This is a genomic window from Bailinhaonella thermotolerans (assembly GCF_003594875.1).
GTDB lineage: Bacteria > Actinomycetota > Actinomycetes > Streptosporangiales > Streptosporangiaceae > Bailinhaonella > Bailinhaonella thermotolerans.
In genome coordinates this window covers 452091-476197 of record NZ_QZEY01000002.1, presented here as the reverse complement: position 1 = coordinate 476197, position 24107 = coordinate 452091, and the positions used below count along the sequence as shown (strand labels likewise).

23 protein-coding genes and 1 pseudogene are annotated in these 24107 nt (G+C 74.3%); 16 read left to right on the top strand and 8 right to left on the bottom strand.

The genetic code is table 11. The features are described from left to right. Positions 1-170 precede the first annotated feature (170 nt). The 4 genes from D5H75_RS07285 to D5H75_RS07270 all read left to right on the top strand — a co-directional run bounded on the left by D5H75_RS07285 (position 171) and on the right by D5H75_RS07270 (position 3739). Complete coding sequence (locus tag D5H75_RS07285; RefSeq protein WP_119925557.1) at positions 171-824, top strand: response regulator transcription factor; 654 nt, start codon at positions 171-173, stop codon at positions 822-824. Positions 825-982: 158 nt separating this feature from the next. Continuing rightward, positions 983-2257 carry a sensor histidine kinase gene (locus D5H75_RS07280; RefSeq protein ID WP_422673501.1) on the top strand — a complete coding sequence of 425 codons (1275 nt, stop codon included), beginning with the start codon at positions 983-985 and terminating at the stop codon, positions 2255-2257. 225 nt (positions 2258-2482) lie between these two features. Continuing rightward, a complete protein-coding gene (locus D5H75_RS07275) occupies positions 2483-2782 on the top strand; it encodes a DUF4193 domain-containing protein (RefSeq protein ID WP_119925556.1) in 300 nt (99 codons plus the stop codon). Positions 2783-2794: 12 nt separating this feature from the next. Further along, complete coding sequence (locus tag D5H75_RS07270) at positions 2795-3739, top strand: hypothetical protein (RefSeq protein ID WP_340137753.1); 945 nt, start codon at positions 2795-2797, stop codon at positions 3737-3739. A gap of 155 nt (positions 3740-3894) precedes the next feature. Here the strand turns inward: D5H75_RS07270 and D5H75_RS07265 are convergent, their stop codons facing one another. Beyond that, complete coding sequence (locus D5H75_RS07265) at positions 3895-4986, bottom strand: hypothetical protein (protein WP_147425083.1); 1092 nt, start codon at positions 4984-4986, stop codon at positions 3895-3897. Between the two features lie 160 nt (positions 4987-5146). Between D5H75_RS07265 and D5H75_RS07260 the strand changes: the two genes are divergently transcribed. After that, positions 5147-5464, top strand: coding sequence for a hypothetical protein (locus D5H75_RS07260; protein WP_119925554.1), 318 nt, complete (start codon positions 5147-5149; stop codon positions 5462-5464). Positions 5465-5731: 267 nt separating this feature from the next. After that, positions 5732-7144 (top strand): alpha,alpha-trehalose-phosphate synthase (UDP-forming), encoded by a 1413-nt coding sequence (locus tag D5H75_RS07255; RefSeq protein ID WP_119925553.1) that lies wholly within the window; start codon positions 5732-5734, stop codon positions 7142-7144. Positions 7145-7190: 46 nt separating this feature from the next. Here D5H75_RS07255 and D5H75_RS07250 read toward each other — a convergent pair whose 3' ends face one another. Next, positions 7191-7472, bottom strand: a complete 282-nt coding sequence (locus D5H75_RS07250) for a DUF4235 domain-containing protein (protein WP_119925552.1) — start codon at positions 7470-7472, stop codon at positions 7191-7193. Between the two features lie 90 nt (positions 7473-7562). Between D5H75_RS07250 and valS the strand changes: the two are divergent. From valS to D5H75_RS07210, 8 genes and pseudogenes are all read left to right on the top strand, one after another. Next, positions 7563-10075 (top strand): annotated as a pseudogene (valS, locus tag D5H75_RS07245) (valine--tRNA ligase). Between the two features lie 209 nt (positions 10076-10284). Then, positions 10285-11523, top strand: coding sequence for an AI-2E family transporter (locus tag D5H75_RS07240; RefSeq protein ID WP_202637907.1), 1239 nt, complete (start codon positions 10285-10287; stop codon positions 11521-11523). Positions 11524-11670: 147 nt separating this feature from the next. After that, positions 11671-13017 (top strand): NADP-specific glutamate dehydrogenase, encoded by a 1347-nt coding sequence (gene gdhA / locus D5H75_RS07235; RefSeq protein ID WP_119925551.1) that lies wholly within the window; start codon positions 11671-11673, stop codon positions 13015-13017. A gap of 151 nt (positions 13018-13168) precedes the next feature. Then, positions 13169-13708, top strand: coding sequence for a PaaI family thioesterase (locus D5H75_RS07230; protein ID WP_119925550.1), 540 nt, complete (start codon positions 13169-13171; stop codon positions 13706-13708). Beyond that, the gene (gene dut / locus D5H75_RS07225; RefSeq protein ID WP_119925549.1) at positions 13708-14160 is read left to right on the top strand and encodes a dUTP diphosphatase; all 453 of its coding nucleotides are present in this window, start codon (positions 13708-13710) and stop codon (positions 14158-14160) included. The genes D5H75_RS07230 and dut overlap by 1 nt, the downstream gene beginning before the upstream one ends. 243 nt (positions 14161-14403) lie before the next feature. Continuing rightward, positions 14404-15153 (top strand): DUF3710 domain-containing protein, encoded by a 750-nt coding sequence (locus D5H75_RS07220; RefSeq protein ID WP_119925548.1) that lies wholly within the window; start codon positions 14404-14406, stop codon positions 15151-15153. A gap of 326 nt (positions 15154-15479) precedes the next feature. Further along, entirely contained in the window at positions 15480-15878 is a 399-nt protein-coding gene (locus D5H75_RS07215) for an OB-fold nucleic acid binding domain-containing protein (protein WP_119925547.1), read from the top strand. After that, the gene (locus tag D5H75_RS07210) at positions 15875-16540 is read left to right on the top strand and encodes a DUF3159 domain-containing protein (RefSeq protein ID WP_119925546.1); all 666 of its coding nucleotides are present in this window, start codon (positions 15875-15877) and stop codon (positions 16538-16540) included. The genes D5H75_RS07215 and D5H75_RS07210 overlap by 4 nt, the downstream gene beginning before the upstream one ends. 121 nt (positions 16541-16661) lie before the next feature. On the opposite strand, the gene D5H75_RS07205 is transcribed toward D5H75_RS07210, so the two are convergent. Genes D5H75_RS07205 through D5H75_RS07190 form a run of 4 tightly spaced genes read right to left on the bottom strand, consistent with a single transcriptional unit; the run spans position 16662 to position 20363 of the window. Beyond that, positions 16662-17294 carry a response regulator gene (locus D5H75_RS07205; protein ID WP_119925545.1) on the bottom strand — a complete coding sequence of 211 codons (633 nt, stop codon included), beginning with the start codon at positions 17292-17294 and terminating at the stop codon, positions 16662-16664. Continuing rightward, positions 17291-18715, bottom strand: coding sequence for a sensor histidine kinase (locus D5H75_RS07200; protein WP_119925544.1), 1425 nt, complete (start codon positions 18713-18715; stop codon positions 17291-17293). The genes D5H75_RS07205 and D5H75_RS07200 overlap by 4 nt, the downstream gene beginning before the upstream one ends. A 2-nt stretch (positions 18716-18717) precedes the next feature. Continuing rightward, complete coding sequence (locus tag D5H75_RS07195) at positions 18718-19443, bottom strand: ABC transporter permease (protein WP_119925543.1); 726 nt, start codon at positions 19441-19443, stop codon at positions 18718-18720. After that, a complete protein-coding gene (locus tag D5H75_RS07190) occupies positions 19440-20363 on the bottom strand; it encodes an ABC transporter ATP-binding protein (protein ID WP_119925542.1) in 924 nt (307 codons plus the stop codon). Before D5H75_RS07190 ends, D5H75_RS07195 begins: the two co-directional genes overlap by 4 nt. 235 nt (positions 20364-20598) lie before the next feature. Here D5H75_RS07190 and uppS point away from each other — a divergent pair, with 235 nt between their 5' ends. Further along, positions 20599-21681, top strand: a complete 1083-nt coding sequence (uppS, locus tag D5H75_RS07185) for a polyprenyl diphosphate synthase (protein WP_119925541.1) — start codon at positions 20599-20601, stop codon at positions 21679-21681. Next, on the top strand, positions 21678-22622 hold the full coding sequence (locus tag D5H75_RS07180; protein ID WP_119925540.1) for a squalene/phytoene synthase family protein: 945 nt from the start codon (positions 21678-21680) through the stop codon (positions 22620-22622). Before uppS ends, D5H75_RS07180 begins: the two co-directional genes overlap by 4 nt. A gap of 152 nt (positions 22623-22774) precedes the next feature. On the opposite strand, the gene D5H75_RS07175 is transcribed toward D5H75_RS07180, so the two are convergent. Next, positions 22775-23434, bottom strand: a complete 660-nt coding sequence (locus tag D5H75_RS07175; RefSeq protein ID WP_119925539.1) for a potassium channel family protein — start codon at positions 23432-23434, stop codon at positions 22775-22777. Continuing rightward, positions 23434-24099, bottom strand: coding sequence for a potassium channel family protein (locus D5H75_RS07170; RefSeq protein WP_119925538.1), 666 nt, complete (start codon positions 24097-24099; stop codon positions 23434-23436). Before D5H75_RS07170 ends, D5H75_RS07175 begins: the two co-directional genes overlap by 1 nt. Between the last annotated feature and the right edge of the window lie 8 nt (positions 24100-24107).

Sequence of the window (24107 nt, the reverse complement as noted above, 5' to 3'; positions counted from 1 at the left end):
CGCTTCCAGATCGGGGAGCCGGGGGCGCTCCCGTTCGAGAGAAGTTGTACGAGCGCGCCCATAAGAGCGCCGTTAGCGGTTCGCGCGCGGATGGCGGCTTATCGCTCCCTTACGTTGGGTGTGGCATAACGAATGCGACGACAACCGTGATGAGGGGGGTGCCGCGAGCCGTGCGGGTGCTTGTGGTGGAGGACGAGCGGGTGCTCGCGGACGCGATCGCGACCGGGCTGAGGCGCGAGGCGATGGCCGTGGACGTGGCCTACGACGGGGCCGCGGCGCTGGAGCGCACGGGCTACATCGACTACGACGTGATCGTGCTGGACCGGGACCTGCCCAAGGTGCACGGCGACGAGGTGTGCCGGGCGCTGGTCGAACGGCGCAGCGCCAGCCGCATCCTCATGCTCACCGCGGCCGGCGACGTGGACGACAAGGTCGAGGGCCTGGACCTGGGCGCCGACGACTACATGGCCAAGCCGTTCGTGTTCCTGGAGCTGATCGCCCGCGTCCGGGCCCTGGCCCGCCGTTCGGCGCCCGCCCTGCCGCCCGTGCTCGAACGCGCGGGCGTCCGCCTCGACCCCGGCCGCCGCTCGGTCACGAGGGAGGGGCGGGAGATCTCGCTGACCAAGAAGGAGTTCGCGGTCCTGGAAGAGCTGCTGCGCGCCGAGGGCGCCGTCGTCAGCCAGGAGGACCTGCTGGACAAGGCGTGGGACGAGCACATCGACCCGTTCACCAACGTGGTCCGGGTGACGATGATGACCCTGCGCAAGAAGCTCGGCGAGCCCGCGGTCATCGAGACCGTGCCCGGAGTGGGGTACCGCCTGTGACGACGCCCCAGCCCCCGTCCCGGCCCACTCCCGCGGGACCCGCCCAGCCGCCGCCCCGGGCCGTACGGCCGGGCGGCGACGGGGCGCACGCCGTACCGCCCGGCGGGGACGGGGCGCGCGCCGTACCGCCCGGCCAGGCGGCGGCGCCCCCGCAGGCGGTGACGCCGCCGGGCTTCGCGGCTCCTCCGGGAGCGGGCGCGGGGGGACCGGGCGGGGCCGCGCCGGGGGCCGGGACGGCTCCCGGGGAGAGCCCGCTGCGGCGGCTCGGCGGCCTGCCCGGCCGGCTGAGCGTGCGGGCGCGGCTCACCCTGACGTACGGCGGCCTGTTCTTCGTCGCCGGCGCGGCGCTGATCCTCGTGGTCTACGCGATCATGGTGCCGGTCGTGGAGAGCTCCTACCCGACCTTCGAGCAGATGTACCGGCTGTCCGAGGGCCTGCCGCCGGAGGTGGTCGAGAACGCCCAGTCGCTGTACGAGGCGCGGCGTTCGGCGGTGGTCTCCGGGGTGCTGAACTCGCTCCTGACGCGGTCGGCGCTGGCGCTCGTCGGCGTGGGGATCCTGGCGCTGATCCTCGGGTACGTCGTGGCCGACCGGGCGCTGCGGCCGCTCCAGCGGATGACGGCGACCGCGCGCCGGCTGTCGGAGAGCACGCTCGCGCACGAGCGGATCGCGCTGGAGGGGCCCGACGACGAGATCAAGGAGCTGGCCGACACGTTCGACGCGATGCTCGCCCGGCTGAATGTGGCGTTCGACACCCAGCGGCGGTTCGTCGCCAACGCCTCGCACGAGCTGCGGACGCCGCTGGCGATCAACCGCACGGTGCTGGAGGTGGCCCTGGCCGACCCCGAGGCGTCGGGCGACCTGAAGGCCCTCGGCCGTACCCTCCTGGGCACCAACGCGCGCAACGAGAAGCTCATCGAGGGGCTGCTCCTGCTCGCCCGCAGCGAACGCGAGCTGACCGTGCGCAAGGCCGTCGAGGTGCGCGAGGTGGCCGAGACCGCCGTGGACCAGCTCGCGCCGTTCGCCGCCGAGCAGGGAGTCAGGGTGAGCGCCGAGCTCTACTCGGGGACGACCGAGGGTGATCCGGTGCTGCTCGAACGATGTGCGGCCAACCTCGTGGAGAACGCCATCAAGTACAACGTCCCGGACGGCGAGGTCTGGGTGCGTACCGGGACGTCCGAGGGCGGAATCCTCATTCAGGTCGCCAACACCGGGCCGCATGTGCCCCCATACGATGTCGATGACCTGTTCGAGCCGTTCAGGCGTTTGCACGCGGATCGGGTGGAGTCCGCGCGGGGCGCGGGGCTCGGGTTGTCGATCGTGCGTGCGGTTGTACGCGCTCATGGTGGTACCGTCACCGCGGCACCTCGTGACGGCGGCGGTCTCATCGTCACGGTACGGTTGCCCGCGGCACGCGTGAACCGATCACGTTAGTGCGGCTTTGGCCACACTTGCGTCACCGTACTGACCGGATCGGGCCAGCGGACGTGTCGCGAGGTTCAGCGCGTGTCCGGGCGGGGTACTCATGACAGAATTTCCCGCTCGGATCGGGCACAACTTGAGCCTTCCGAGCGTTACAAGCGCGCGACGAGGCCCAAGCGAGCAGCACGGCCGAAGCAGTAGGCGGAGCGAACATAGATGATGAGGGGGATGGAGTAAATGGCCACCGACTACGACAGCCCACGCAAGACCGACGACGACCTCGGTGAAGACAGCCTGCAGGAACTCCAGGCGCGCCGGGCGGACAAGTCGTCCGGCACGATCGACATCGACGAGACAGACCTGGCCGAGTCGCTGGAGCTCCCGGGGGCGGACCTGTCCAACGAGGAGCTCTCGGTCCGGGTGCTCCCGCGGCAGGCGGACGAGTTCACCTGCTCCCGGTGCTTCCTGGTGCACCACCGGAGCCAGCTCGCCACCGAGCGCAACGGCCAGATGATCTGCCGGGAGTGCGCGGCCTGAGGGGAGTCACACGTGACGTCTGACACCCCCCGGCCCGCGCAGGGGCCCGGCACGGAGAGGAACGAGGCGGCCGCCACGGGGAATCCGGGCCACGAGCCCGGCGAGGCGGCCGCCCCGGGCGAGGGGCGCGCCGCGGGTTCCCCCGCCGAGGCGGTGCCCGCGCGGAATCCGGGTAAGGAGTCCCGCGAGATGGCTGCGAACAGCAAGAGCGCGGCACAACCGCCGGAGCGCGCCGACGTGGGCGAGCTCGTCGGGCGGTTGTCCGCCGACGAGGACATGGACCGCGCCGAGCGCCGCCGGCTCCTGGGCCGCCTCACCGCCGCCCTGGGGTCCAGCGCCCGCCGCGCCGGGGTGCGCGGCGCCGCCACCGGCCGCTGGCTGACGGACCTCTTCGAGTCGGTCGTCCCCCACATCCGCATCCGCGACCTGGAGACCCTCCAGCGTCACCACCACGGCCTGGCCGGCGACGCCCTGGCCGACTCCCTGGTGCGCACGGCCAGCCGCGCCACGGCGGCCGTGGGCGCGGTCGGCGGCGCGGTGGCCGCCGCCGAATACGCCGCCCCGCCCCTCCTGCTGTCGGCCCCCGCCCAGATCGCCGCCGAGACCCTCGTGGTGGCCGCGATCGAGCTGAAGCTCATCGCCGAGCTCCACGAGGTCTACGGCGTCCAGGTCCCGGGCACCGGCGTCCAGCGGGCGCAGACCTTCGCCGTCGCCTGGGCCCGCCAGCGGGGTGTCAATCCCCTGGCCCCGGGTTCCCTGACAGTGGCCCTGGGGACCGCCGCCAGGAGCGCCCTGCGCAAGCGCCTGATGCGCACCCTGGGCCGCCACCTGACCACCCTCGGCCCGTTCCTGACCGGCGCCGTGGCCGGCGGCGCCCTCAACCGGGCCGCCACCCGCAAGCTGGCCGAGTCGGTGCGGGCCGACCTCTCCCGCCAGCGCGCCCTGCCATCCGGCTGACCCCTCACCCCTCCGGCCCGGGCCATCCGCCCGGGCCATCCGCCCGGGTCGTCTGCCCGGCCCGCCTCATCCGGCGCCCGCCGTACGGCGTCTCGCTCCCGCCGTACGGCGGCGCCCGGGCCCCCTGGGCGACGGCCCCGGGCCCGGCGTGACGATCAGGCCGGTGCCTCCACCCCCTCACAGGCGGGACGGGTGCGCGCGGTGTAGGAGATCGCGCCCGCCAGAAGAGCCAGCCCGAGCCCGGCGAAGGCCAGGCCGCCGAAGGCGATCATCCAGGTGAGGCCGGCGGGCCCGGTGAACGGCGGCACGGGCGCCGGCGGGGGGAGGACCCCCGCGGCGGCGAGCGCGGCGTAGGCGAGCAGGGCGCAGCCGTACGGGGCCAGGGTCAGCGCGGTGAGCCAGGCGGGGACCAGGGGGAGGGCCCGCGGGACGCGGCGGCCCGCGAGGAACGGGGTCCAGCGGGGGAAGACCTGGCCCCAGGGGTACAGCAGGCCGAGGGCGAGGAACGCCCCGGCGGCGGCGACCAGCACCGTGAAGTCCACCCCGGCCGCGGCTGTCGCGTCCGCCACCGCGGCGTCGCCCGCGCCCGTCCGCCAGTCACGGGCGGAGACGCCCAGGGCGCCGCCGCCCAGGGTCCACACGGTCTTGACGCCCGCCCAGGGCAGCAGGCCGCCCAGCAGGAGCCAGGCCGCGACGCGCACGCGCGCGGGCGCGCGCGAGGGGGCCGGGCGGGCGAGCCGTCCCGTCACGGCCCCGGGGTGCGCCCCACCGCAGCGGGGGCAGCGCCCGCGCCCGCGCCGGCGGTGGGCGAGCCAGGCGCCGAGCAGCAGCGCCGCCCCGGTGGCGTGCAGCGCCACGTCGAGCGGGGCGGCCACGCCCTCCGCCCCCGCGCCGGACACGAGCGTCACGAACTGCATCGGGGCGCCCGTCGTGCCCGCCGCGCACATGACGAACCCGAGGAGCAGCGGCGGGCCCGCCCACGGGTTCCCCCGGCCGGGGGCCGTACGGCGGGACGCCAGCGCGGCCGCGCCCGCGGCGGCGGCGATCACGGCCAGGGCGAGCCGGGCGGACGCCGGGAGCGGCACCGTGGGGATCGGGGCCGGGGGGACGCCCGCCGCGGCCCAGCCGGCCTGCGCCGCGGCGTACACGGCGCTCCACCAGGCCGCCGCGACGGGCGCCCAGGACGGCCATCGGCCGCGCCACGCGGGGCGCGGGGCGGGCGGGGGGCTCTCGGGGCGAGGTGGCACGCGCATTCCTCCGGGATCTCGGCCGGGACGACCCCGCCAGCCTCGCCGGGCGCGGTGGCCGCGGCCTCCCCCCGGAGCGCGGTCCGCCTCACCCGCGAGGGGGAACGCGGCGGGGAAAGTGATTGACGGTGCAATCAGTTGAGGGTGGCACGCTGGGGGAATGGTCACGCGTTCGCTCCTGGAGATGGCGGCCGACCCGGACGCGCCCGCCGACGTGCTCGTCTGGCTCGCCGACCATGGGGACGCCGAGGTGCGCAGGGCACTGGCGGCCAGGCCGCGCCTCCCCGGGCCGCTCGTGGTGAGCCTGGCGGCGGAGGGGGATCCGGTGGTGGTCCGGACCCTGGCCGGGGCGGGCCACTTCCCCTCCGAGAGCGCCGCTCGGCTCTCGCACGGCGGTTGTGCCTGCCGCGCGCAGTTCCCGCCCGCCAAGCAGCCCGCCAAGCAGCCCGCCAAGCAGCGTGCCGAGCGGCCCGCCTGACGGCTTGACAGCCCCCTTGACAGCCCGGCCTGCCGCCGCCCGGCCCGAGTGGCTGACGGCCCGCAGACAGAACGGCCGACGCAGGCTTTAGTCGTACAAAACCCCGAAAACCTCGCCTTTCCGACACCTTGGGATGAACGGGAACTGCGGGAATGGTGGGGAATGGGGGGTTGACCCCCGGGTTCACCCGTTTGATCAGGCGGTTCGCGGGGAGGATGGCGGCGGTATCTAGAGTGGTCCCCAAGAGGATCTACAGAGGGAGGCTATGTGGCGGGCGGCTGCACGTTCCTGATCGTCGCGAATCGGCTGCCGGTGGACCGGGTGACGGACGCGACGGGGAAAGCGGCCTGGCGCCGGAGTCCCGGAGGGCTCGTGACCGCGATCGCGCCGGTGCTCCAGCGCCGGCACGGGGCCTGGCTCGGGTGGGCCGGGGCCGCGGACGAGGATCTCAAGCCGTTCGAGGACGACGGCATGCATCTCATCCCCGTGCCGTTGTCGGCCGAGGAGGTGCAGGACTACTACGAGGGGTTCTCGAACGCGACGTTGTGGCCGCTGTACCACGACGTGGTGGGGGAGCCCGTCTACGAGCGCAGCTTCTGGGAGGCCTACCAGCGGGTCAACCGGCGCTTCGCGGAGATGGCCGCCGAGGTCGCCGCGCCCGGGGCCGTGGTGTGGGTGCAGGACTACCAGCTCCAGCTCGTCCCGGCGATGCTGCGCGAGCTCCGGCCCGACCTGCGCATCGGGTTCTTCCTGCACATCCCGTTCCCGCCGATGGAGCTGTTCTACCGGCTGCCGTGGCGCAGGCAGATCGTCGAGGGGCTGCTCGGCGCGGACCTGGTCGGCTTCCAGCGCCCCGGCGCGGCGTCCAACTTCATCCGGCTCTGCCGCCGCCTGCTCAACCTGAAGTACCAGGGCAACCAGGTCTTCGTGGACGACCGCGTGGTGCGCGCCCAGGCGTTCCCGATCTCGGTGGACTTCAACGAGCTGGACGAGGTCGTACGGCGCCCGCAGACGTGGCGGCGCGCGGCGCAGATCCGCGAGGAGCTGGGGAACCCGCAGAAGATCCTGCTCGGCGTGGACCGTCTCGACTACACCAAGGGCATCGGGCAGCGGCTCAGCGCGTTCGGGGAGCTGCTCGGCTCCGGGGACATCGCGCCCGGCGAGGCGGTGTTCGTGCAGATCGCCACGCCCAGCCGCGAGCGCGTGGAGCAGTACCGCCTGCTGCGCGACGAGATCGAGCTGCAGGTGGGGCGGATCAACGGCGAGCACGCCAGGCTCGGGGCCCCGCCGGTGCACTACCTGCACACGTCGTACTCCCGGGCGGAGCTGGCCGCGCTCTACTGCGCCGCCGACGTGATGGTGGTGACGCCGCTGCGGGACGGCATGAACCTGGTGGCCAAGGAGTACGTCTCCTGCCGGGGCGACCAGCAGGGCGCGCTGGTGCTGAGCGAGTTCGCCGGGGCGGCCGACGAGCTGCGGCAGGCGTTCCTGGTGAACCCCTACGACATCGACGGCCTGAAGAAGATCATGCTGGAGGCGATGCGGGCGAACCCGGCGGAGCTGGCCAAGCGCATGCGGGCGATGCGCCGCCGGGTGGCGACCTACGACGTGGACCGGTGGGCGGCCGACTTCATGGACGCCCTGGAGAGCCACGACGAGACCTCCCGCGAAGGGCGCTGAGCAAGCCCGGGGCCCGCGCCGCGCGCGGGCCCCGGGCCGGGCGGGCTCAGGCGGTGACCTTGCGCACCACGCGGTGGTAGAGGCGGCGGTGGGCGGTGCGCATGGCCAGGATGCGGGCGACCTCCATGCCCACGCCCATGACCACGGCGAAGCCGAGCGCCTCGGCCAGGCGCAGCTCGGGGTCGTCCACGTTCGCCGGGGGCCGCTTGCCGGTGGCCTTCGTCCAGCCGAACTCGATGACCTTGCGCGCGGCGAACCCGGCCCCCATCGCGACCACCCCGCCGACGAGCCGCCAGGCCAGCTCGTTCTTCTCTGGCTTGTCCGCCATGTGAGACTCCGTATCCCCTCTGAACTCATTGATCGCCTCTAGTCTCTCTCACTGGCGGCTCCGGAGCGGCCTTCGTTAGCATGGCGCGGCATGACGAATCAGCGACGAACCATGCCCGAGAAGCCCTCTCTCGATGGCCTTGAGGCGGTATGGGTGGCTCGCTGGTCCGAGGAGGGGACCTACCGCTTCGACCGCACGAGGACCCGCGACGAGGTCTACTCGATCGACACCCCCCGCCCACGGTCTCCGGCGAGCTGCACATCGGCCACGTCTTCTCCTATACCCACACCGACGCGATCGCCCGCTACCAGCGCATGCGCGGCCGCGCCGTGTTCTACCCGATCGGCTGGGACGACAACGGCCTGCCCACCGAGCGCCGGGTGCAGAACCACTTCGGCGTGCGGTGCGACCCCGCGCTGCCGTACGTCCCGGACTTCGCGCCGCCGGCCGAGCCGGACCCGAAGCGGCCGGTCCCGGTGTCGCGGCGGAACTTCGTGGAGCTGTGCCACCGGCTCACCGCGATCGACGAGAAGGCGTTCGAGGAGGTGTGGCGGCGGGTCGGCCTGTCGGTGGACTGGTCGCTGCTCTACACCACGATCGGGCCCGCCGCCCAGGCCGCGTCGCAGCGGGCCTTCGTGCGGGAGTACGCCAGGGGGCAGGCCTACCTCGCGTCCGCGCCGACGATGTGGGACGTGTCCTTCCGCACCGCGGTCGCTCAGGCCGAGCAGGAGGACCGCGACTGGCCCGGCGCCTTCCACCGGGTGCGGTTCACGACCGCCGGGGGAGACCCGGCGCACGTCGAGACGACGCGGCCCGAGCTGCTGCCGGCCTGCGTGGCCCTGGTGGCGCACCCCGACGACGACCGTTACCGGCACCTCGTCGGAACCACCGCCCGCACGCCCCTGTTCGAGGTGGAGGTGCCGGTGGTGGCGCACCGGCTGGCCGAGCCGGGCAAGGGCACCGGCCTGGCGATGATCTGCACCTTCGGCGACCAGACCGACGTCACCTGGTGGCGCGAGCTGGGCCTGGAGACCCGGCCGGTGATCGGCTGGGACGGGCGGCTGCTGCCCGACCCGCCGGCCGGGGTCCCGCGCGAGCCGTACACCGCGCTCGCGGGGCTGACCGTGCACTCGGCCCGGGAGCGCATCACCGGGATGCTGCGCGACTCCGGCGACCTGGACGGGGAGCCGCGCCCGGTCACGCGGCCGGTGAAGTTCTACGAGAAGGGCGACCGGCCGCTGGAGATCGTGACCACGCGGCAGTGGTACATCCGCAACGGCGCCCGCGACCCGGGGCTGCGCGCGGAACTGCTGGCGCGCGGGCGCGAGATGACGTGGCTCCCGCCGTACATGCGGGCCCGGTTCGAGAACTGGGTCGAGGGGCTGAACTCCGACTGGCTGATCTCCCGCCAGCGGTTCTTCGGCGTGCCGATCCCCGTCTGGTATCCCCTCGACGCGGCGGGGGAGCCGGTCCACGACGCGCCGATCCTGCCGCCGGAGGACATGCTGCCGGTGGACCCCACCTCGCACACGCCCCCCGGGTACACCGAGGAGCAGCGCGGCAGGCCGGGCGGCTTCGCCGGCGAGGCCGACATCATGGACACCTGGGCGACGTCCTCGCTCACGCCCCAGATCGCGGCCGGGTGGGAGCGAGACCCGGACCTGTTCGCGCGGGTGTTCCCGATGGACCTGCGGCCGCAGGGGCACGACATCATCCGCACCTGGCTGTTCTCCACCCTGCTGCGCGCGCACCTGGAGAACGGCTCGCCGCCCTGGCGCGCGGCGGCGCTGTCGGGCTGGATCCTGGACCCCGACCGCAAGAAGATGTCCAAGTCCAAGGGCAACGTGGTGACCCCGATGGGGCTGCTGGAGGAGCACGGCTCCGACGCGGTGCGCTACTGGGCGGCGAGCGGCAGGCCGGGCGCGGACACCGCGTTCGACCTGGGGCAGATCCGGATCGGGCGGCGGCTCGGCATCAAGATCCTCAACGCGTCGAGGTTCGTGCTCGGGCTGGGGGAGGGCGGCGAGGTGACCGAGCCGCTGGACCGCTCGATGCTGGCGGCGCTGTCGGAGGTGGTCCGCGAGGCCACCGAGGCCCTGGACGGCGGCGACTACGCGCGGGCGCTGGAGGCCGCCGAGCGGTTCTTCTGGCGGTTCTGCGACGACTACCTCGAACTGGTCAAGGCCCGGGCGTACGGCGAGGGCCCCGGGGCGCTGTCGGCGCGCGGGGCGCTGCGCGAGGCGCTGTCGGTGCAGCTCAGGCTGTTCGCGCCGGTCCTGCCGTTCGTCACCGAGGAGGTCTGGTCCTGGTGGCGGGACGGGTCGGTCCACCTGTCCCGCTGGCCGGAGCCCGGGCGTGAGGGGGACGGCGACCCGGAGGTGCTGGCCGCAACCGCCGAGGCGCTGCGCCGGATCCGCCGGGCCAAGTCCGAGGCCAAGGTCTCCATGCGCGCCCCCGTCGCCCGCGCCGAGGTGACGGGCTCCGGGGCCGACGCCGTACGGCGGGCCGGGGACGACCTGCGCGCGGCGGGCAACGTCGCCGACCTCGTCGTCGCCGGGGCGGACGCCCCCGGGCTCATGGTCGAGGTCGCCCTCGCCGGGTGACGCCTCCCGCGCCGGTCACGCCGCTCACGGTCACCGGGTGTGACCCGCCGCCGCGTGACCGGCGCCGGGAGGAGGCGGGGTGAGGAGGCGCGGGGAGGAGGCGGGGCCCGGGTGTGGGCGAGATCGCGGGAAATGGGCGCGCGCCGGGCGGAACCGCGTGACAGGCTGGAAAGGTGAGTAATACACGAGGTGGCAGAGGTTCACCCCCGGTGCCCCCGGCCCTGGCGACCGTGGCCGCGTGGTCGTGGCGGCTGATCCTGATCGGGGCCGTGCTCTACTTCCTCGTCCAGATCGTGGCGCGGCTGCAGTTCGTGGCCCTGCCCTGCGCGGTCGCGCTGCTGCTCACCGCGCTGCTGTACCCCATGAAGGCGCGGCTGTCCGCGCTCGGGCTCAACTCCATGTCGGCGACGTGGCTGACGATGCTGGCCGCGTTCGCGATCCTCGTGGGCACCGGCGTCATGGTGGGCGTGCGGGCCAACGAGGAGTTCCCCAAGCTCGCCGACCAGGTGAAGCGCACGGCCGAGGAGATCCAGACCTGGCTGGTGACCGGGCCGATCGGGCTCAAGGAGTCCCAGCTCGCGCAGATGGTCTCCGAGCTCACCGACCAGATCAACCAGCAGCGCAGCGCCATCACCGGCACGGTCGTCACCGGCGCCACCGTCGCGATCGAGGTGCTGGCCGCGATCGTGCTGATCCTGTTCGTGGCCTTCTTCCTGCTCAAGGACGGCGACCGGATCTGGTCCTGGTTCCTGGGCGCGTTCGGCGGGACCGCGCCGCGCGTGGACCGGGCCGGGCGTGCCGCCTGGCACACCCTGTCGCAGTACGTCCAGGGGACCGTGATCGTCGCCGCGATCCACGGGTTCATCATCGGCCTCGTCCTGGCGATCATGGGCGTGCCGCTGTGGGCGCCGCTCGCCGTGCTGATCTTCCTGGCCAGCTTCATCCCGGTGGTCGGCATCCTGTTCGCCGGCGGCCTGGCCACGCTCGTCACCTTCGGCGCCAAGGGCTGGCTGCTCGCGGTGGTGTTCCTGGGCATCCTGATCGTCGAGCAGCAGCTCGAGAACCACGTCCTGCAGCCGCTGGTCGTCGGCCGCGCCGTCAAGTTCCACCCGCTGGCGATCATCCTGGTGCTGGCGGTCGGCGGCATCCTCGCGGGGGTCGCGGGCGCCGCCGTGGCCGTCCCCATCGCCGCCGTCGTCTACCGCGCCATCCCCGAGCTCAAGGCCGACCGGCCCGAGCTGCCCCCGGTCCCCGAGCCGCCCCCCTGGGAGAGGGCCGCGGACCCGCCGGAGCCCGGCCCGCCCGGTTCCGGCCCCGCCCCCGGCGGCCCCGGGACCGGCGACCAGGGGCCGGGCGACCCGGGATCGGGCGGCGCGGGGACGGACGGTGCCCCGGCGGCGGGCGCGGCCCCGGCCTCCGGCGCGGCCCCGGCCGACTCCGCCCGCTGACGCCGTACGGCCCGCCGGCCGCCCCGCCCGCCCCGCGCGCCCGCCGGGGCGGGGACCGGCGGGAACGGCCGGGACCTCGCGGACGAGCCGCCATCTCTCACCCCATAAGGTCAGGGACGGTACAGATCTCTGATCGCAAGGGGAAATGTGACACTGCACACCAAACTCCAGCCGGTTTACCAGAACGTGCTGAGCCGGAACCCCGGGGAGCACGAGTTCCACCAGGCCGTGCGCGAGGTCCTGGAGAGCATCGGCCCGGCGCTCGACAGGCACCCGGAGTACGCCGAGAACAAGATCATCGAGCGGATCTGCGAGCCCGAGCGGCAGATCATCTTCCGGGTGCCCTGGGTGGACGACCGGGGCGAGGTCCAGGTCAACCGCGGTTTCCGGGTCGAGTTCAACAGCGCGCTCGGGCCGTACAAGGGCGGGCTGCGCTTCCACCCCTCCGTCTACCTCGGCATCGTGAAGTTCCTCGGCTTCGAGCAGATCTTCAAGAACGGCCTGACCGGCCTGCCGATCGGCGGCGGCAAGGGCGGCTCGGACTTCGATCCCAAGGGCCGCTCCGACGGCGAGGTCATGCGGTTCTGCCAGAGCTTCATGACCGAGCTCTACCGTCACATCGGCGAGTACACCGACGTGCCCGCCGGGGACATCGGCGTCGGCGGGCGCGAGATCGGCTACCTGTTCGGGCAGTACAAGCGCATCACCAACCGGTACGAGTCCGGCGTGATCACCGGCAAGGGGCTCATCTACGGCGGCGCGCAGGTCCGCACCGAGGCCACCGGGTACGGCTGCGCCTTCTTCGTGGACGAGATGCTCCGGGCGCGCGGCACGTCCTTCGAGGGCCGGCGCGTGGTGGTGTCCGGGTCCGGCAACGTCGCGATCTACACGATCGAGAAGGTCCACCAGCTCGGCGGCCGCGTCGTCGCCTGCTCCGACTCCTCCGGATACGTCCTGGACGAGAAGGGCATCGACCTCGACCTGCTCAAGCGGGTCAAGCAGGTCGAGCGGCTGCGCCTGGCCGCCTACGCCGAGCGGCGGGGCGGCGACGCCGTCTTCGTGCCGGGCCGCGGCGTGTGGGAGGTCCCCTGCGAGGTGGCCATGCCCTCCGCGACCCAGAACGAGATCGACGGCGAGACCGCGGCCCGGCTGGTGCGGGGCGGCTGCGTCGCGGTGGGCGAGGGCGCCAACATGCCGACCACCCCCGAGGGCGTCCGCGTCTTCCAGGAGGCCGGCGTCGCCTACGCGCCGGGCAAGGCCGCCAACGCGGGCGGCGTCGCGACCAGCGCCCTGGAGATGCAGCAGAACGCCGCCAGGGACGCCTGGACGTTCGAGGCGTCCGAGCGCCGCCTCCAGGAGATCATGGGCGACATCCACCGCCGCTGCCTGGAGACCGCCGACGAGTACGGCATGCCGGGTGACTACGTCGCCGGCGCCAACATCGACGGCTTCCGCCGCGTCGCGGACGCCATGCTCGCCCTCGGCCTCATCTGAGCCGCCCCGGTCCACCCGGGTCCGCCAACGGCCGGCGGAGGGGCCGACGACGCCCCCTCCGCCCGCAGGACCCTCCCGCGGCCCCCCGACCCGCCCCGCCCGGAAGGGGCACCGGCGGGCACGTGTGTACCGGCGGGTAAGGTCTGCCGTCGTGACACGTTCGACAGTTACCACCCCGCCCCCCGGAGCGGTCCCGCCGGAGACGCATCCCGACGCGCCCGGCCCCGGCCAGCCGCTCGGCCCCCACTACTCTCGCTGCTTCGGGTGCGGGCCCGACCACCCCACCGGCCTGCACTTCGAGGCCAGCTCGCCCGACGGCCTGACCGTCACCGCGCAGTTCACCGTGGGGGAGAACCACCAGGGCGCGCCCGGCCTGGCCCACGGCGGCGTGCTCGCGGCCGCGATGGACGAGGCGCTGGGCTCCTCGATCTGGCTGCTGCGCAAGCCGTACGTCACGGGACGGCTGGAGACCGACTTCCTGAGGCCCGTCCCCGTGGGGACGCGGCTGTTCGTCAAGGCGTGGTGCACGGGGATCTCGGGGCGGAAGGCATACCTTGAGGGGGAGGCGCGGATGGGCGCGCCCGACGGCCCCGTCGCCGTGCGCGCCGCGGCGCTGTTCATCGAGGTGACGATCGACCACTTCGTCGAGCACGGGGACGTCTCCGGCCACGAGTTCGAGGTGAACCCCTGATGCCCCCCGTCGACGTGCTCATCCAGCGGCTCGACCCGGAGCTGCCGCTCCCGTCGTACGCCCACCCCGGCGACGCGGGCGCGGACATCGTCACCGCCGAGGACGTCGAGCTGGCGCCCGGCGAGCGCGCGCTGGTGGGCACCGGGATCGCGATCGCGCTGCCCGACGGGTACGCCGCCTTCGTGCACCCCCGCTCCGGCCTGGCCGCGCGCTTCGGCCTCACCGTGGTGAACGCGCCCGGGACCGTGGACGCCGGATACCGTGGGGAGATCAAGGTCATCCTGCTGAACACCGACGCCAAGGAGACCGTGCGGCTCAGCCGCGGCGACCGCATCGCCCAGCTCGTGATCCAGAAGGTGGAGAAGGCGGTCTTCCACGAGGCCGGGCGCCTCCCCGGCTCGGCGCGCGGCGCGGGCGGCCACGGCTCCACCGGCGGCTTCACCGGCTCCTAGCCCCGGCCGTCCCGGCGGCCCGCCGCGGCCCGCCCGGCGAGGCGGCGGCGGGGTGCCCCGGGCCGGGGCCGCTCTCGGGGGATGATGGGGGTACGGCGGGCGGCCCGGCCCCGAGCCGGGGGCGGGCGCGCGGCCGTACCCGCGCGCGGCGGGCGGTGACGCCGGGCCGCGGGCGGGATGAGGGACCAGGCCCGGCCGCACGGCGGGGCAGGACGATGAACGGGATATTAGGAGCGTGACGCGGTGTTCCGACGGCGCCGGCGGGACGAGGCGAGCGCGGCGGAGGTTCCCGCCGCGACCGAGGAGCGGACGGACGAGCGGTCCCCGGAGGCGGCCGCGGGGCCGGCCGGCGAGGGGGCCGGCCGGGGGAGCGGCCCCTGGGACGAGGGGGACGACTACCCCGAGCGCGACCGGGTGGACCTCGGCGGGCTCCGGGTGCCCATCGGGGAGGGCCATGAGGTCCAGGTCAACATGGCCGAGGACCAGGTCGTCGGGGTGACGGTGATCCAGGACCAGACGGCCCTGCAGGTGCAGGCGTTCGCCGCGCCCAAGCGCAGCGGCATCTGGGACGAGGTGCGCCGGGAGCTGTCCGAGGAGCTGCGGTCGGCGGGCGCGGCCTTCGAGGAGGTCGAGGGGCCGTTCGGGCGCGAGGTCGTGGCCCGGGTGCCGGTGGACGCGGGCGAGGGCCAGGTGGCCGAGCAGCCGGTGCGGTTCATCGGCGTGGACGGGCCCCGCTGGTTCCTGCGCGGGGCCATCAGCGGCCAGGGCGCGGCCTCCCCGGAGGCGGCCGAGGGCGTGGAGGACGTGTTCCGCGACGTGGTCGTGGTGCGCGGGGACACGCCGATGCCGCCCAAGGAGCTGATCGAGCTGCGGCTGCCGCCGGACGCGCGCAAGGCGATGGAGCAGGCCCAGGCCGCCGCCGAGCAGGAGCAGGCCAAGTTCGAGGACCTCAACCCCTTCGAGCGCGGCCCGGAGATCACCGAGATCCGCTGACCCCGGCGGCGCGCGGGCGGCGAACGGGCGGCCGGATGGCGGGGCGGCCGGGGACCCGGTGACCGGGCCGCCCGGCCGCGCTCGCGGCGCGGTCGCGGCGTTGTGCGGCGTTGTCGGCGGCGCGGTCAGGGGTGCGCGGTCAGGGGAGCGCCCGGGCCGAATGCCACGAACGCGGCCGGGTAAGGGTTCCGGTAAGGGGGCGGAACGCCGTACGGCCGGGCCGGGGAAGTCGAGAAAGGCCGGGCGCGCCGCTCCACCGGCGTGATCGCAGCGGGTAATGTCCCTTAGGCGGCATTTACCCACGGATGGCCTAGGCTGGGGGCATCATGAGTGCTCAGTCGGCAGAGCCCGCCAAACGCGGCGGCTTGCGAGATTTCTTCCGGCGGCTGACGACCAGTCAGGACGACCTGGAAGCCGAGGAACTCCAGGAAGACACCGACCGCGCGGGCGCCACGCCGATCGCGGCGTGCGGTGGGCGCCGCCGGGCGTGTGTAGCCGGTACGCTACGAACGGTCACGCTTCGCCCTCGCGGGGGCGCTCCCGCACTGGAGGCCGAGTTGTACGACGGTTCCGACGTGGTCGAGCTGGTCTGGCTCGGCCGCCGCAAGATCGCCGGCATCGAGCCCGGCCGCATGCTGACCGCGGAGGGGCTCGTGAGCGTGCAGGACGGCCGCAAGGTGATGTTCAACCCCCGCTATGAGCTGCGCCCGGCGGGTGGCGCGTGACCCCGGCCGAGTCCACGGCCCCGCCCCCGACGGCCTACGACACGGTCGAGGCCGCCGTCCGCGCCCAGCTCTCCAAGGCGTTCGGCGGCAAGCGCGGCGCGCTGGAGGGCGCCGTGCCCACGATCGCGTTCACCGGCTCGTGGCTGGCGACGGAGAACCTCAGGCTCTCCCTGGTCCTCGGCGTCGGATCGGCCCTCGTGCTGCTGGTCGTCCGCCTCGTGCAGCGCTCCACGATCCAGTTCGTCTTCAACAGCCTCATCGGCATCGGCATCGCCGCGTTCTTCGCGCTGCGCTCGGGCAACGCCGCCGACGCGTTCCTGCCGGGCATCTACTACAACAGCGCCTACGCCGCGGGCATGATCTTGTCGATCGCCGTGCGCTGGCCGATCGTCGGCTTCCTGATCGGCTCGGTCACCGGCGACCCGACGGGCTGGCGGTCCGATCCAGGCGTGGTCAAGCTGTGCAGCCGGCTGACCTGGCTGCTCGTCCTGCCCTGCGTCCTGCGCGTGGTCGTCCAGCTCCCGCTGTACCTCGCCAAGGAGGTCACCGCCCTGGGCATCGCCAAGATCGCCCTCGGCTGGCCGCTCCAGGTGGCCGCGTTCGCCGCCATGGTCTGGGTCCTCGCCCGCGGCCGCACCCCCGCCCAGGCGGCCGCCAAGTGACCCTCCCCGCCCGCGCGGCCTGCGCCCGCCGTACGGCCTGAGCCCGGCGGCCCGCACCGCACGGCCTGAGTACGGCCTGAGTACGGCCTGAGCCCGGCGGGTCAGGCCGGGCCGCGACCGGTCAGGAGCCCAGGAGGCCGCGGTCGTAGGCGGCGGCCACCGCGGCGGCCCGGTCGCCGACCCCGAGCTTGGCGTAGACGTGCAGCAGGTGCGTCTTGACCGTGGCCTCGCTGATGAACAGGCGGCGGGCGGCCTCCCGGTTGGTGGCGCCCCGCGCGATCAGGCGCAGCACCTCCAGCTCGCGCTCGCTGAGCCGTTCGCGCGGATCGGGGGCGGGGGCGCGCAGCCGGCCCATGAGCAGGGTGGCGACGGCGGGGGCGAGCACGGACTCGCCCCGCGCGGCGGCCCGCACCGCGTGGAACAGCTCGGCCGGCTGGGCGTCCTTGAGAAGGTAGCCGGTGGCGCCCGCCTCGATCGCGGGCAGCACGTCGCTGTCGGTGTCGTAGGTGGTCAGCACGAGGACCCGGGCCGGGTCGCCGGACTCCGCGAGGCGGGTGATGGCGGTGACGCCGTCCATCACCGGCATGCGCAGGTCCATCAGGATCACGTCGGGACGCAGCTCCGCGGCCAGGGCGAGCGCCTGGGCCCCGTCGGCGGCCTCCCCGACCACCTCGAACCCCGGCTCCCCGGCGAACATGCCGCGCAGCCCGTCCCGGACGACGGGGTGGTCGTCGGCGATCAGCAGGCGGATCACGACGCCGCCCCGGACGCCCCGGCGCGCACGGCGGGCGCCGAGTCCGACCCGGCCTCCGGATCCGTCACCGGCTCCGCCACCGGTTCCGTCGCCGGTTCCGCCCCCGCCCCGGGCGCGGGCCCGGGATCCCCGGCCGGCGGCCCGGAGATTCCCGCGGGCTCGGCGGGCGTGGACGGGATGGCGGGCACGCTGGCCGACACGGCCGTCCCCCCGCCCGGCTCGGACTCGACCTCCAGCCGCCCGGCCAGGCGGGCGACCCGCTGCCGCATGGCGAGCAGGCCGTAGCCCCCGGCGACCCCGGCGGCCTCCTCCCGGGTCTCGCGCGGGTCGAAGCCGACGCCGTCGTCGCGGACGTCGAGCGTCACGATGTCCTCCATGTACGAGAGCGTCAGCCCCACCCGCGAGGCCGCGGCGTGCTTGGCGACGTTGGCCAGGGCCTCCTGGGCGGCCCGCAGCAGGGTGATCTCGACCTCCGGATGCAGGGGGCGGGCGTCGCCGGTGGTGACGACCTCGACGGGCACGCCCGTGCGCTCCGACCAGGTGCGCGCCTCCCCGGCGACCGCCTCGGGCAGCCGCGCCCGCTCCAGCGCCTCCGGCCGTACGGCCCGCACGGACCGGCGGGCCTCGGCCAGGCTCTCACGCGCCAGCGCGGTCGCGTTGTCCACGTGCCGCCGCCACCCCGCCTCGTCGTGGCGCGCCTGCACGGCGGCCTGGAGCTGGGTGACGACGCCGGTCAGGCCCTGGGCCAGGGTGTCGTGGATCTCGCGCGCCATCCGCTGCCGCTCGGCGGCGACCCCGGCCTCCCTGGCCTGGGTGAGCAACTGGGCCTGCAGGCCGGTGTTCTCCGCCATGAGCGTCTCCAGCCGCTCGTTCGCCTCGGCCAGCTTGGCGATCATCGCCTTGCGGGAGGCGCTCTGCTCGGCGGCCCGCCCGGCGATGAACAGCAGGGTGGACGCGATGCCCGTGTTGACGGCCAGGATCGCCAGGTAGGGGAGGATCATGGCGGGCGAGAGCTCCCCGCCGATCTGGGACAGCGACGTGAACAGCGAGGTGGCGAAGACCCCGGCGAACCGCGCGTGGCCGGGGAGCAGCGTCGAGTGCAGCACCCCGGCGAAGGCGAAGAAGCCGTAGACCGGCGACAGGGCGGCCACCTGGACGCCGATGAGGGCCACCAGCCCGATGTGGTAGGCGACCCGCACCGCGGGGGGCCGCTCCCACCGGGGCCGGAAGCTCACCCCGGCGTACATCCAGGCGGCCGAGACCGCGGCGAAGACCAGGATCTGCCACCGCTCCGCCCTGCCCTCCGCCAGGGCGAACACGACGGAACCGGCGAGCGAGACGTAGGGGATGATCCGGATCGTCACGAGCGTCTCGCGCCGTTCCCAGACGTCGGTCTCGCCGCCGGCCCTCGCCTCGGTCATGCCTACTCCCACCTGAAGAAGCGTGCCGCCAGGGTACCCGCGACGACCGCCCAGGCCGACAGCACGAGCAGGTGCAGGAGGGTGGGGGTCTCGCCCGTCCAGGAGTCGCGCAGCGCGTGCAGCCCGGCCCCGAGCGGGGTGAAGTCGCCGGCCACCTGGAGCGGGCGCGGCAGGAACTCCACCGGCACGTACACCCCCGCGAAGAACATGCTCGGGAAGAACACCGCCATCCCGATGCCCTGCCCGGTCTTGCCCGTACGGGCGACGGCCGCGATGAGCAGGCCGATCGCGAACAGCGCGGCCAGGGTGAGCACGAAGGCCAGCGCGAACCAGCCCGGGCTGACCGGCAGCGGGACCCCGAACCCGACCCGGCCGAGGATCAGCAGGACCGCCGTCGCGACCAGGGCGAGCGCGGTGTTGACCACGAGCTGGGCGACCAGCAGCCAGTGCGGCCGGGCCGGGGTGACGGCGAGGCGGCGGAGCATGCCGCGCTCCCGGTAGGTCGCCAGCGTGGCCGGCACGATCGTGAACCCGATCACGGCCAGGGCGATCCCGAGGCCGATCGCGGCGATGAACCCCGCCATCGTCTGGCCCAGCTTCGGATCGACCGTCCCGTCACTCGACAGCCCGAATCCGACGAGCAGCGCGGCCGGCAGCAGGATCACGATCAGCAGTGCCGCCTTCTCGCGGATCATGAGCCTGGTCTCCATCAGCGTGAGCGCGATCACTTGGCGTCCTCCGTGTCGAGGGTCGAGCCGGTCAGGGTGACGTACGCCTCGTCGAGCCCGGCGCGCTCCAGGCGCAGGTCGCTGACGAGGATGTGGTTGCGGGCGAGCGCGGTGGTGACCTCCGAGGCGAAGTCGCCGTTGCCGGTGACCTCCACCTGCCCCCCGGTACGGCTGACGCCCGTCACGCCGGGCAGGCCGGAGATCAGGGAGTCGTCCAGCGGGGCGAGGGGGCGGAAGCGGAGCCGCTGCGCGCCGCCGGCGCGTTCGATGAGGCCCGAGGGGGTGTCCAGGGCGGTGATCCGGCCCCGTTCGAGGATGGCCACCCGGTCGCACAGCTCCTCGACCTCGTCCATGAAGTGGCTGACGAGCACGACCGTGACGCCCGCGTCGCGGACGTCCTTGACGAGCCGCCAGGTGGCGCGGCGGGCCTGCGGGTCGAGCCCGGTGGTCAGCTCGTCGAGGAAGGCCACCCTCGGGTTGCCGACCAGGGCGAGCGCGATGAACAGCCGCTGCTTCTGCCCGCCGGACAGGGTGGAGTAGCGGGAGTCCCGCTTCTCGGCCAGCCCCCAGCGGGTCACCAGCTCGTCGGGGTCGGCGGGCCCGCGGTAGAAGGAGGCGTACAGGCCCAGCGCCTCGCGGACCGTGATGTGGTCGGGCAGCTCGGCCCGCTGGAGCTGCACCCCGATGCCCTGCCGCAGCTCGGCGGCGCCCGGGCCGTGCGGGTCCGCGCCGAGCACCCGGACGTGCCCCGCGTCGGGGCGGCGCAGCCCTTCCACGCACTCCACGGTGGTGGTCTTGCCGGCGCCGTTCGGGCCGAGGATGCCGAAGATCTCGCCCTCGTCGACGTGGAAGGACACCCCGTCCACGACCGGGCGGCCGCCGTACTTCTTGGTCAGGTCCGTGACCTCGATGATCGCCATGGATCGAGCATCCCGCCGGGGGCGTGCCCGCCACATCGCCCCGCCGGTCCCGCCCGGGTCAACCGATCGGTGGATGCCGGTCTCATCCCAGGGCCCCGGCGCCGCGGCATCCGTTCCCCTGACGTGCGGTAATGCCGTGATCCCCCGACGACGTGGACTGGGCAAAGCGGCGGGCGGCCCGCACCGGGGTTTGGTAGTCAGGAGTCAGAGAGTCGGTCAGAACGCGGGGGTGTCAATGGCATCGCAGGCAGTTCCTCGGCACGTCGCCTGCATCATGGACGGCAACGGGCGGTGGGCGGAGCACCGGGGGCTGGCCCGGAGCCACGGCCACCTGGCCAGCGAGACCGCGGTCCGGGCGGCCCTGGAGACCGCGCTCGCCGAGGGCGTCGAGTGGCTGACGCTCTTCGCCTTCTCCACCGAGAACTGGTCCCGCCCGGACGACGAGGTGTCGTTCCTGCTGCGCTTCCTCAGCCAGCAGATGGTCGACAGCAACCTCCAGCGGCTGCACCGGGACGGGGTGCGCGTCCGGGTGCTGGGCGGCGACGATCCGCGCATCCCCGAGCAGGTCATCCGGAACGTCCGCAGGGCGGAGGACCTGACCAGCGACAACGACAGGCTGCAGCTCGTCGTCGCGTTCAACTACGGCGGCCGGGACGACATCGTCCACGGCGTCCGGGCGCTGGCCGGGAGCGAGGCCATCGGCGACGACATCACCGCCGAGACGTTCCCCCGCCACATGCGGCTGCCCGGGCTGCCGGACGTCGACCTGCTCATCCGCTCCGGCGGCGAGCACCGCCTGTCGAACTTCCTGCTGTGGCACTGCGCCTACGCCGAGCTCGTCTTCCTCGACGTGCTGTGGCCGGACTTCCGCGCCGAGCACTTCCGGCACGCGCTCGACCTCTTCCGGCGGCGCCACCGCCGCTTCGGCGCCATCACGCCCGGTCCCGCCCCCCGGGCGGGCGCCACCCAGGCGGAGGGGGCGACGCCGGCGGGCACGGCCCCGGCGGCGTTCACGGCCCCGGCGGCGGCCGTGAACGGCGGCGCGCCGGCGGCGGGGGCCGCGGCCGGAGCGGGCCACGACGTCTACCCGGATCTCCTCGCCGGTCACGGCGCCTCCCCCGGCGTGGGCGCGCTCTCCCTGCTCGACCTGGGCAGGCTGCCCGCGGCGATCGCGACCCATCTGGGGGCCAGCCTCGTCAGCGGCCTCCTGGACACGGCGCGGTACGCGCACACCCGGCTGCTCGCGAGCGGCGCCCCCGCCTGCCCGGGCGCGTCCGCCGGGGGGCCGTGCGCGTGCCACGCCGCGCAGGGCCGATGATCGCGGGCTGGAACCGCGCGCTGGACCTGGCCGGGATCGCCGATCCCGGGCTGCGCTCCGACTACGCCGCGGCGGCCTGGTGGATGGCCCGCCACTACCCCGCGCTCCACGTGTGCGGGCGCCTGCTGGTGCCGCCGGCGTCGCAGCCGCACCTGCTGGCCGCCGTCACGGCCACCCTGTTCGGGGACGGCCTGGTGGACGACCTGGACCGGCCCTGCCCCGGGGCGCGGTTCCCCGCCTGGGCCGCCGAGGTGCGCCGGGGGCTGCTCACCGGCCGCGCCGGGGACCCCCTGCTGCGCGCGTTCCTGCACACCCTGGCCGTCCGCCGGGTTCCTCACCTGGACGTGCACCTCTACCTCGCGGGGCAGGCCGGGCAGGCGTGGGTCGCCGAGTACGTCACCGACCAGGACCACCACGACTACGTCGAACGCGTCGCGGTGCCCACCATCCGGCTCTGGCTGGCCGGCCTCGGGGCCTCCGCCGGGACCCGGGACGAGCCGCTGGTCCGGTCGTTCACCGACGCGATCCAGCGCCTGGACGACCTCGCCGACCTGTCCGCCGATCTGCGCCACGGCAAGATGACCATCCCCCAGTCCGACCGCCTGCACTACGGCGTCGCCCGGGCGGACCTGGAGTCGGGCCGCGACACCCCCGGCGTCCGGGCCCTGCTCGCCCACGCCTGCCGCAAGGCCCGCGCCTCCCTGGCCGCCGCCCGTGCCGACCACGCCCGGGCCGGCCCCGAGGCCCGGGCGATCTTCCACCCGTTCCTCCCCGTGGTGGACCAGCTCCTGGCGATCATCGAACGGCAGGGGCCCGCCCTGACCCGGCACGGCGTCATCTGGCACGCCCGGCCCACCCCCGGCCTGCTCGCCGCCGCGCTCGGGGTCGTCGTGTCCCGCCCGCCCCTCCTCGCCGCGGGCGCCGCCCGCCGCCCCCGCTGAGAACGGCGGCGCCGGGCGGGCCCCGCCGTACCGGGCGACGCGAAGGCGCGGGCGGCCCGCCGTACGTGGGCGAGGCGAAGGGGGGCGTACCCGGGCGGAACGCGGAGCGCCGGCCACGCGGGAACGTGGCCGGCGCTCTGACGGGGACGCGGCTAGTGGGGGGAGAGCAGGCGGGCCAGCTCGTCCTCGACCTCCTGGTTGGCGACGAAGAGGAGCTCGTCGCCGGCCTCCAGCGGGTCGTCGGCGGAGGGGACCAGGACCCGGCCCTCGCGCAGGATGGCCACCAGGGCGGTGTCGGCGGGCCACGGGACCGAGCCGGAGCGCTTGCCCACCACCGGGGCGTCCTCGGGGAGGGTCAGCTCGACGAGGTTGGCCTCGCCCTGGCGGAACGTCATCAGCCGGACCAGGTCGCCGACCGAGACGGCCTCCTCGACCAGGGCCGACAGCAGGCGCGGGGTGGAGACCGCCACGTCCACGCCCCAGGACTCGTTGAAGAGCCACTCGTTCTTGGGGTGGTTCGTGCGGGCGACCACGCGCGGCACGCCGTACTCGGTCTTGGCCAGCAGCGACACGACCAGGTTGACCTTGTCGTCCCCGGAGGCGGCCACGACCACGTGGCAGTTGGCCAGGCCCGCCTCGTCCAGGGAGGAGATCTCGCACGCGTCGGCGAGCAGCCACTCCGCCCGGGGCACCGTGTCGATCTTGATGGCGCGCGGGTCCTTGTCGATCAGCAGGACCTCGTGGCCGTTCTCCAGCAGCTCGGCGGCGATGGAACGGCCCACGGCCCCGGCGCCGGCGATCGCGACGCGCATCAGTCCTCCTCCTCGGGCTTGTGGGACAGCACCTCGTTGACCCGCCGCATGTCGGCCTCCCGGGCCATGACGTGCACGATGTCGCCCTCTTGCACGACGGTGTCGGGCTCGGGCACCAGCGCCTCGCCGAGCCGGTTCACGAACGCGATCCGGGTGCGGGCGGCCCGCTCCAGCTTGCAGATCTTGGTGCCGATCCAGCCCGGGTCCACCGGGACCTCGGCCAGCACGACCGACCCGGTGGGGTCGCGCCACAGCGGCTCGGCCCCCTCGGGCAGCACCCGGCGCAGGATCTGGTCGGCGGTCCAGCGCACGGTCGCCACGGTCGGGATGCCGAGGCGCTGGTAGACCTCGGCCCGGCGCTGGTCGTAGATGCGGGCCACGACGTTCTCCACCCCGAACGTCTCCCGGGCGACACGCGCCGAGATGATGTTGGAGTTGTCGCCGCTGGACACCGCCACGAACGCGGATGCCCCCTCGATCCCGGCGTCGGACAGGACGTCGCGGTCGAAGCCGATGCCCGTCACCCGGCGGCCCCGGAATCCGGAACGCAGCCGCCGGAACGCGGCGGGGTCCCGGTCGATGACGGCCACGGAGTGCCCGCTGTCCTCCAGGATCTGCGCCAGCGTCGAGCCGACGCGGCCGCATCCCATGATCACGATATGCACGGTCGTCC

Bases quoted from the DNA above. Each gene is read 5' to 3' on its own strand.
- D5H75_RS07215 (WP_119925547.1), top strand. From the start codon at position 15,480: ATGAGTGCTCAGTCGGCAGAGCCCGCCAAACGCGGCGGCTTGCGAGAT.
- D5H75_RS07260 (WP_119925554.1), top strand. From the start codon at position 5,147: ATGGTCACGCGTTCGCTCCTGGAGATGGCGGCCGACCCGGACGCGCCC.
- uppS (WP_119925541.1), top strand. From the start codon at position 20,599: ATGGCATCGCAGGCAGTTCCTCGGCACGTCGCCTGCATCATGGACGGC.
- D5H75_RS07190 (WP_119925542.1), bottom strand. From the start codon at position 20,363: ATGGCGATCATCGAGGTCACGGACCTGACCAAGAAGTACGGCGGCCGC.
- D5H75_RS07200 (WP_119925544.1), bottom strand. From the start codon at position 18,715: ATGACCGAGGCGAGGGCCGGCGGCGAGACCGACGTCTGGGAACGGCGC.
- D5H75_RS07250 (WP_119925552.1), bottom strand. From the start codon at position 7,472: ATGGCGGACAAGCCAGAGAAGAACGAGCTGGCCTGGCGGCTCGTCGGC.
- D5H75_RS07275 (WP_119925556.1), top strand. From the start codon at position 2,483: ATGGCCACCGACTACGACAGCCCACGCAAGACCGACGACGACCTCGGT.
- dut (WP_119925549.1), top strand. From the start codon at position 13,708: ATGCCCCCCGTCGACGTGCTCATCCAGCGGCTCGACCCGGAGCTGCCG.
- D5H75_RS07175 (WP_119925539.1), bottom strand. From the start codon at position 23,434: ATGCGCGTCGCGATCGCCGGCGCCGGGGCCGTGGGCCGTTCCATCGCC.
- D5H75_RS07180 (WP_119925540.1), top strand. From the start codon at position 21,678: ATGATCGCGGGCTGGAACCGCGCGCTGGACCTGGCCGGGATCGCCGAT.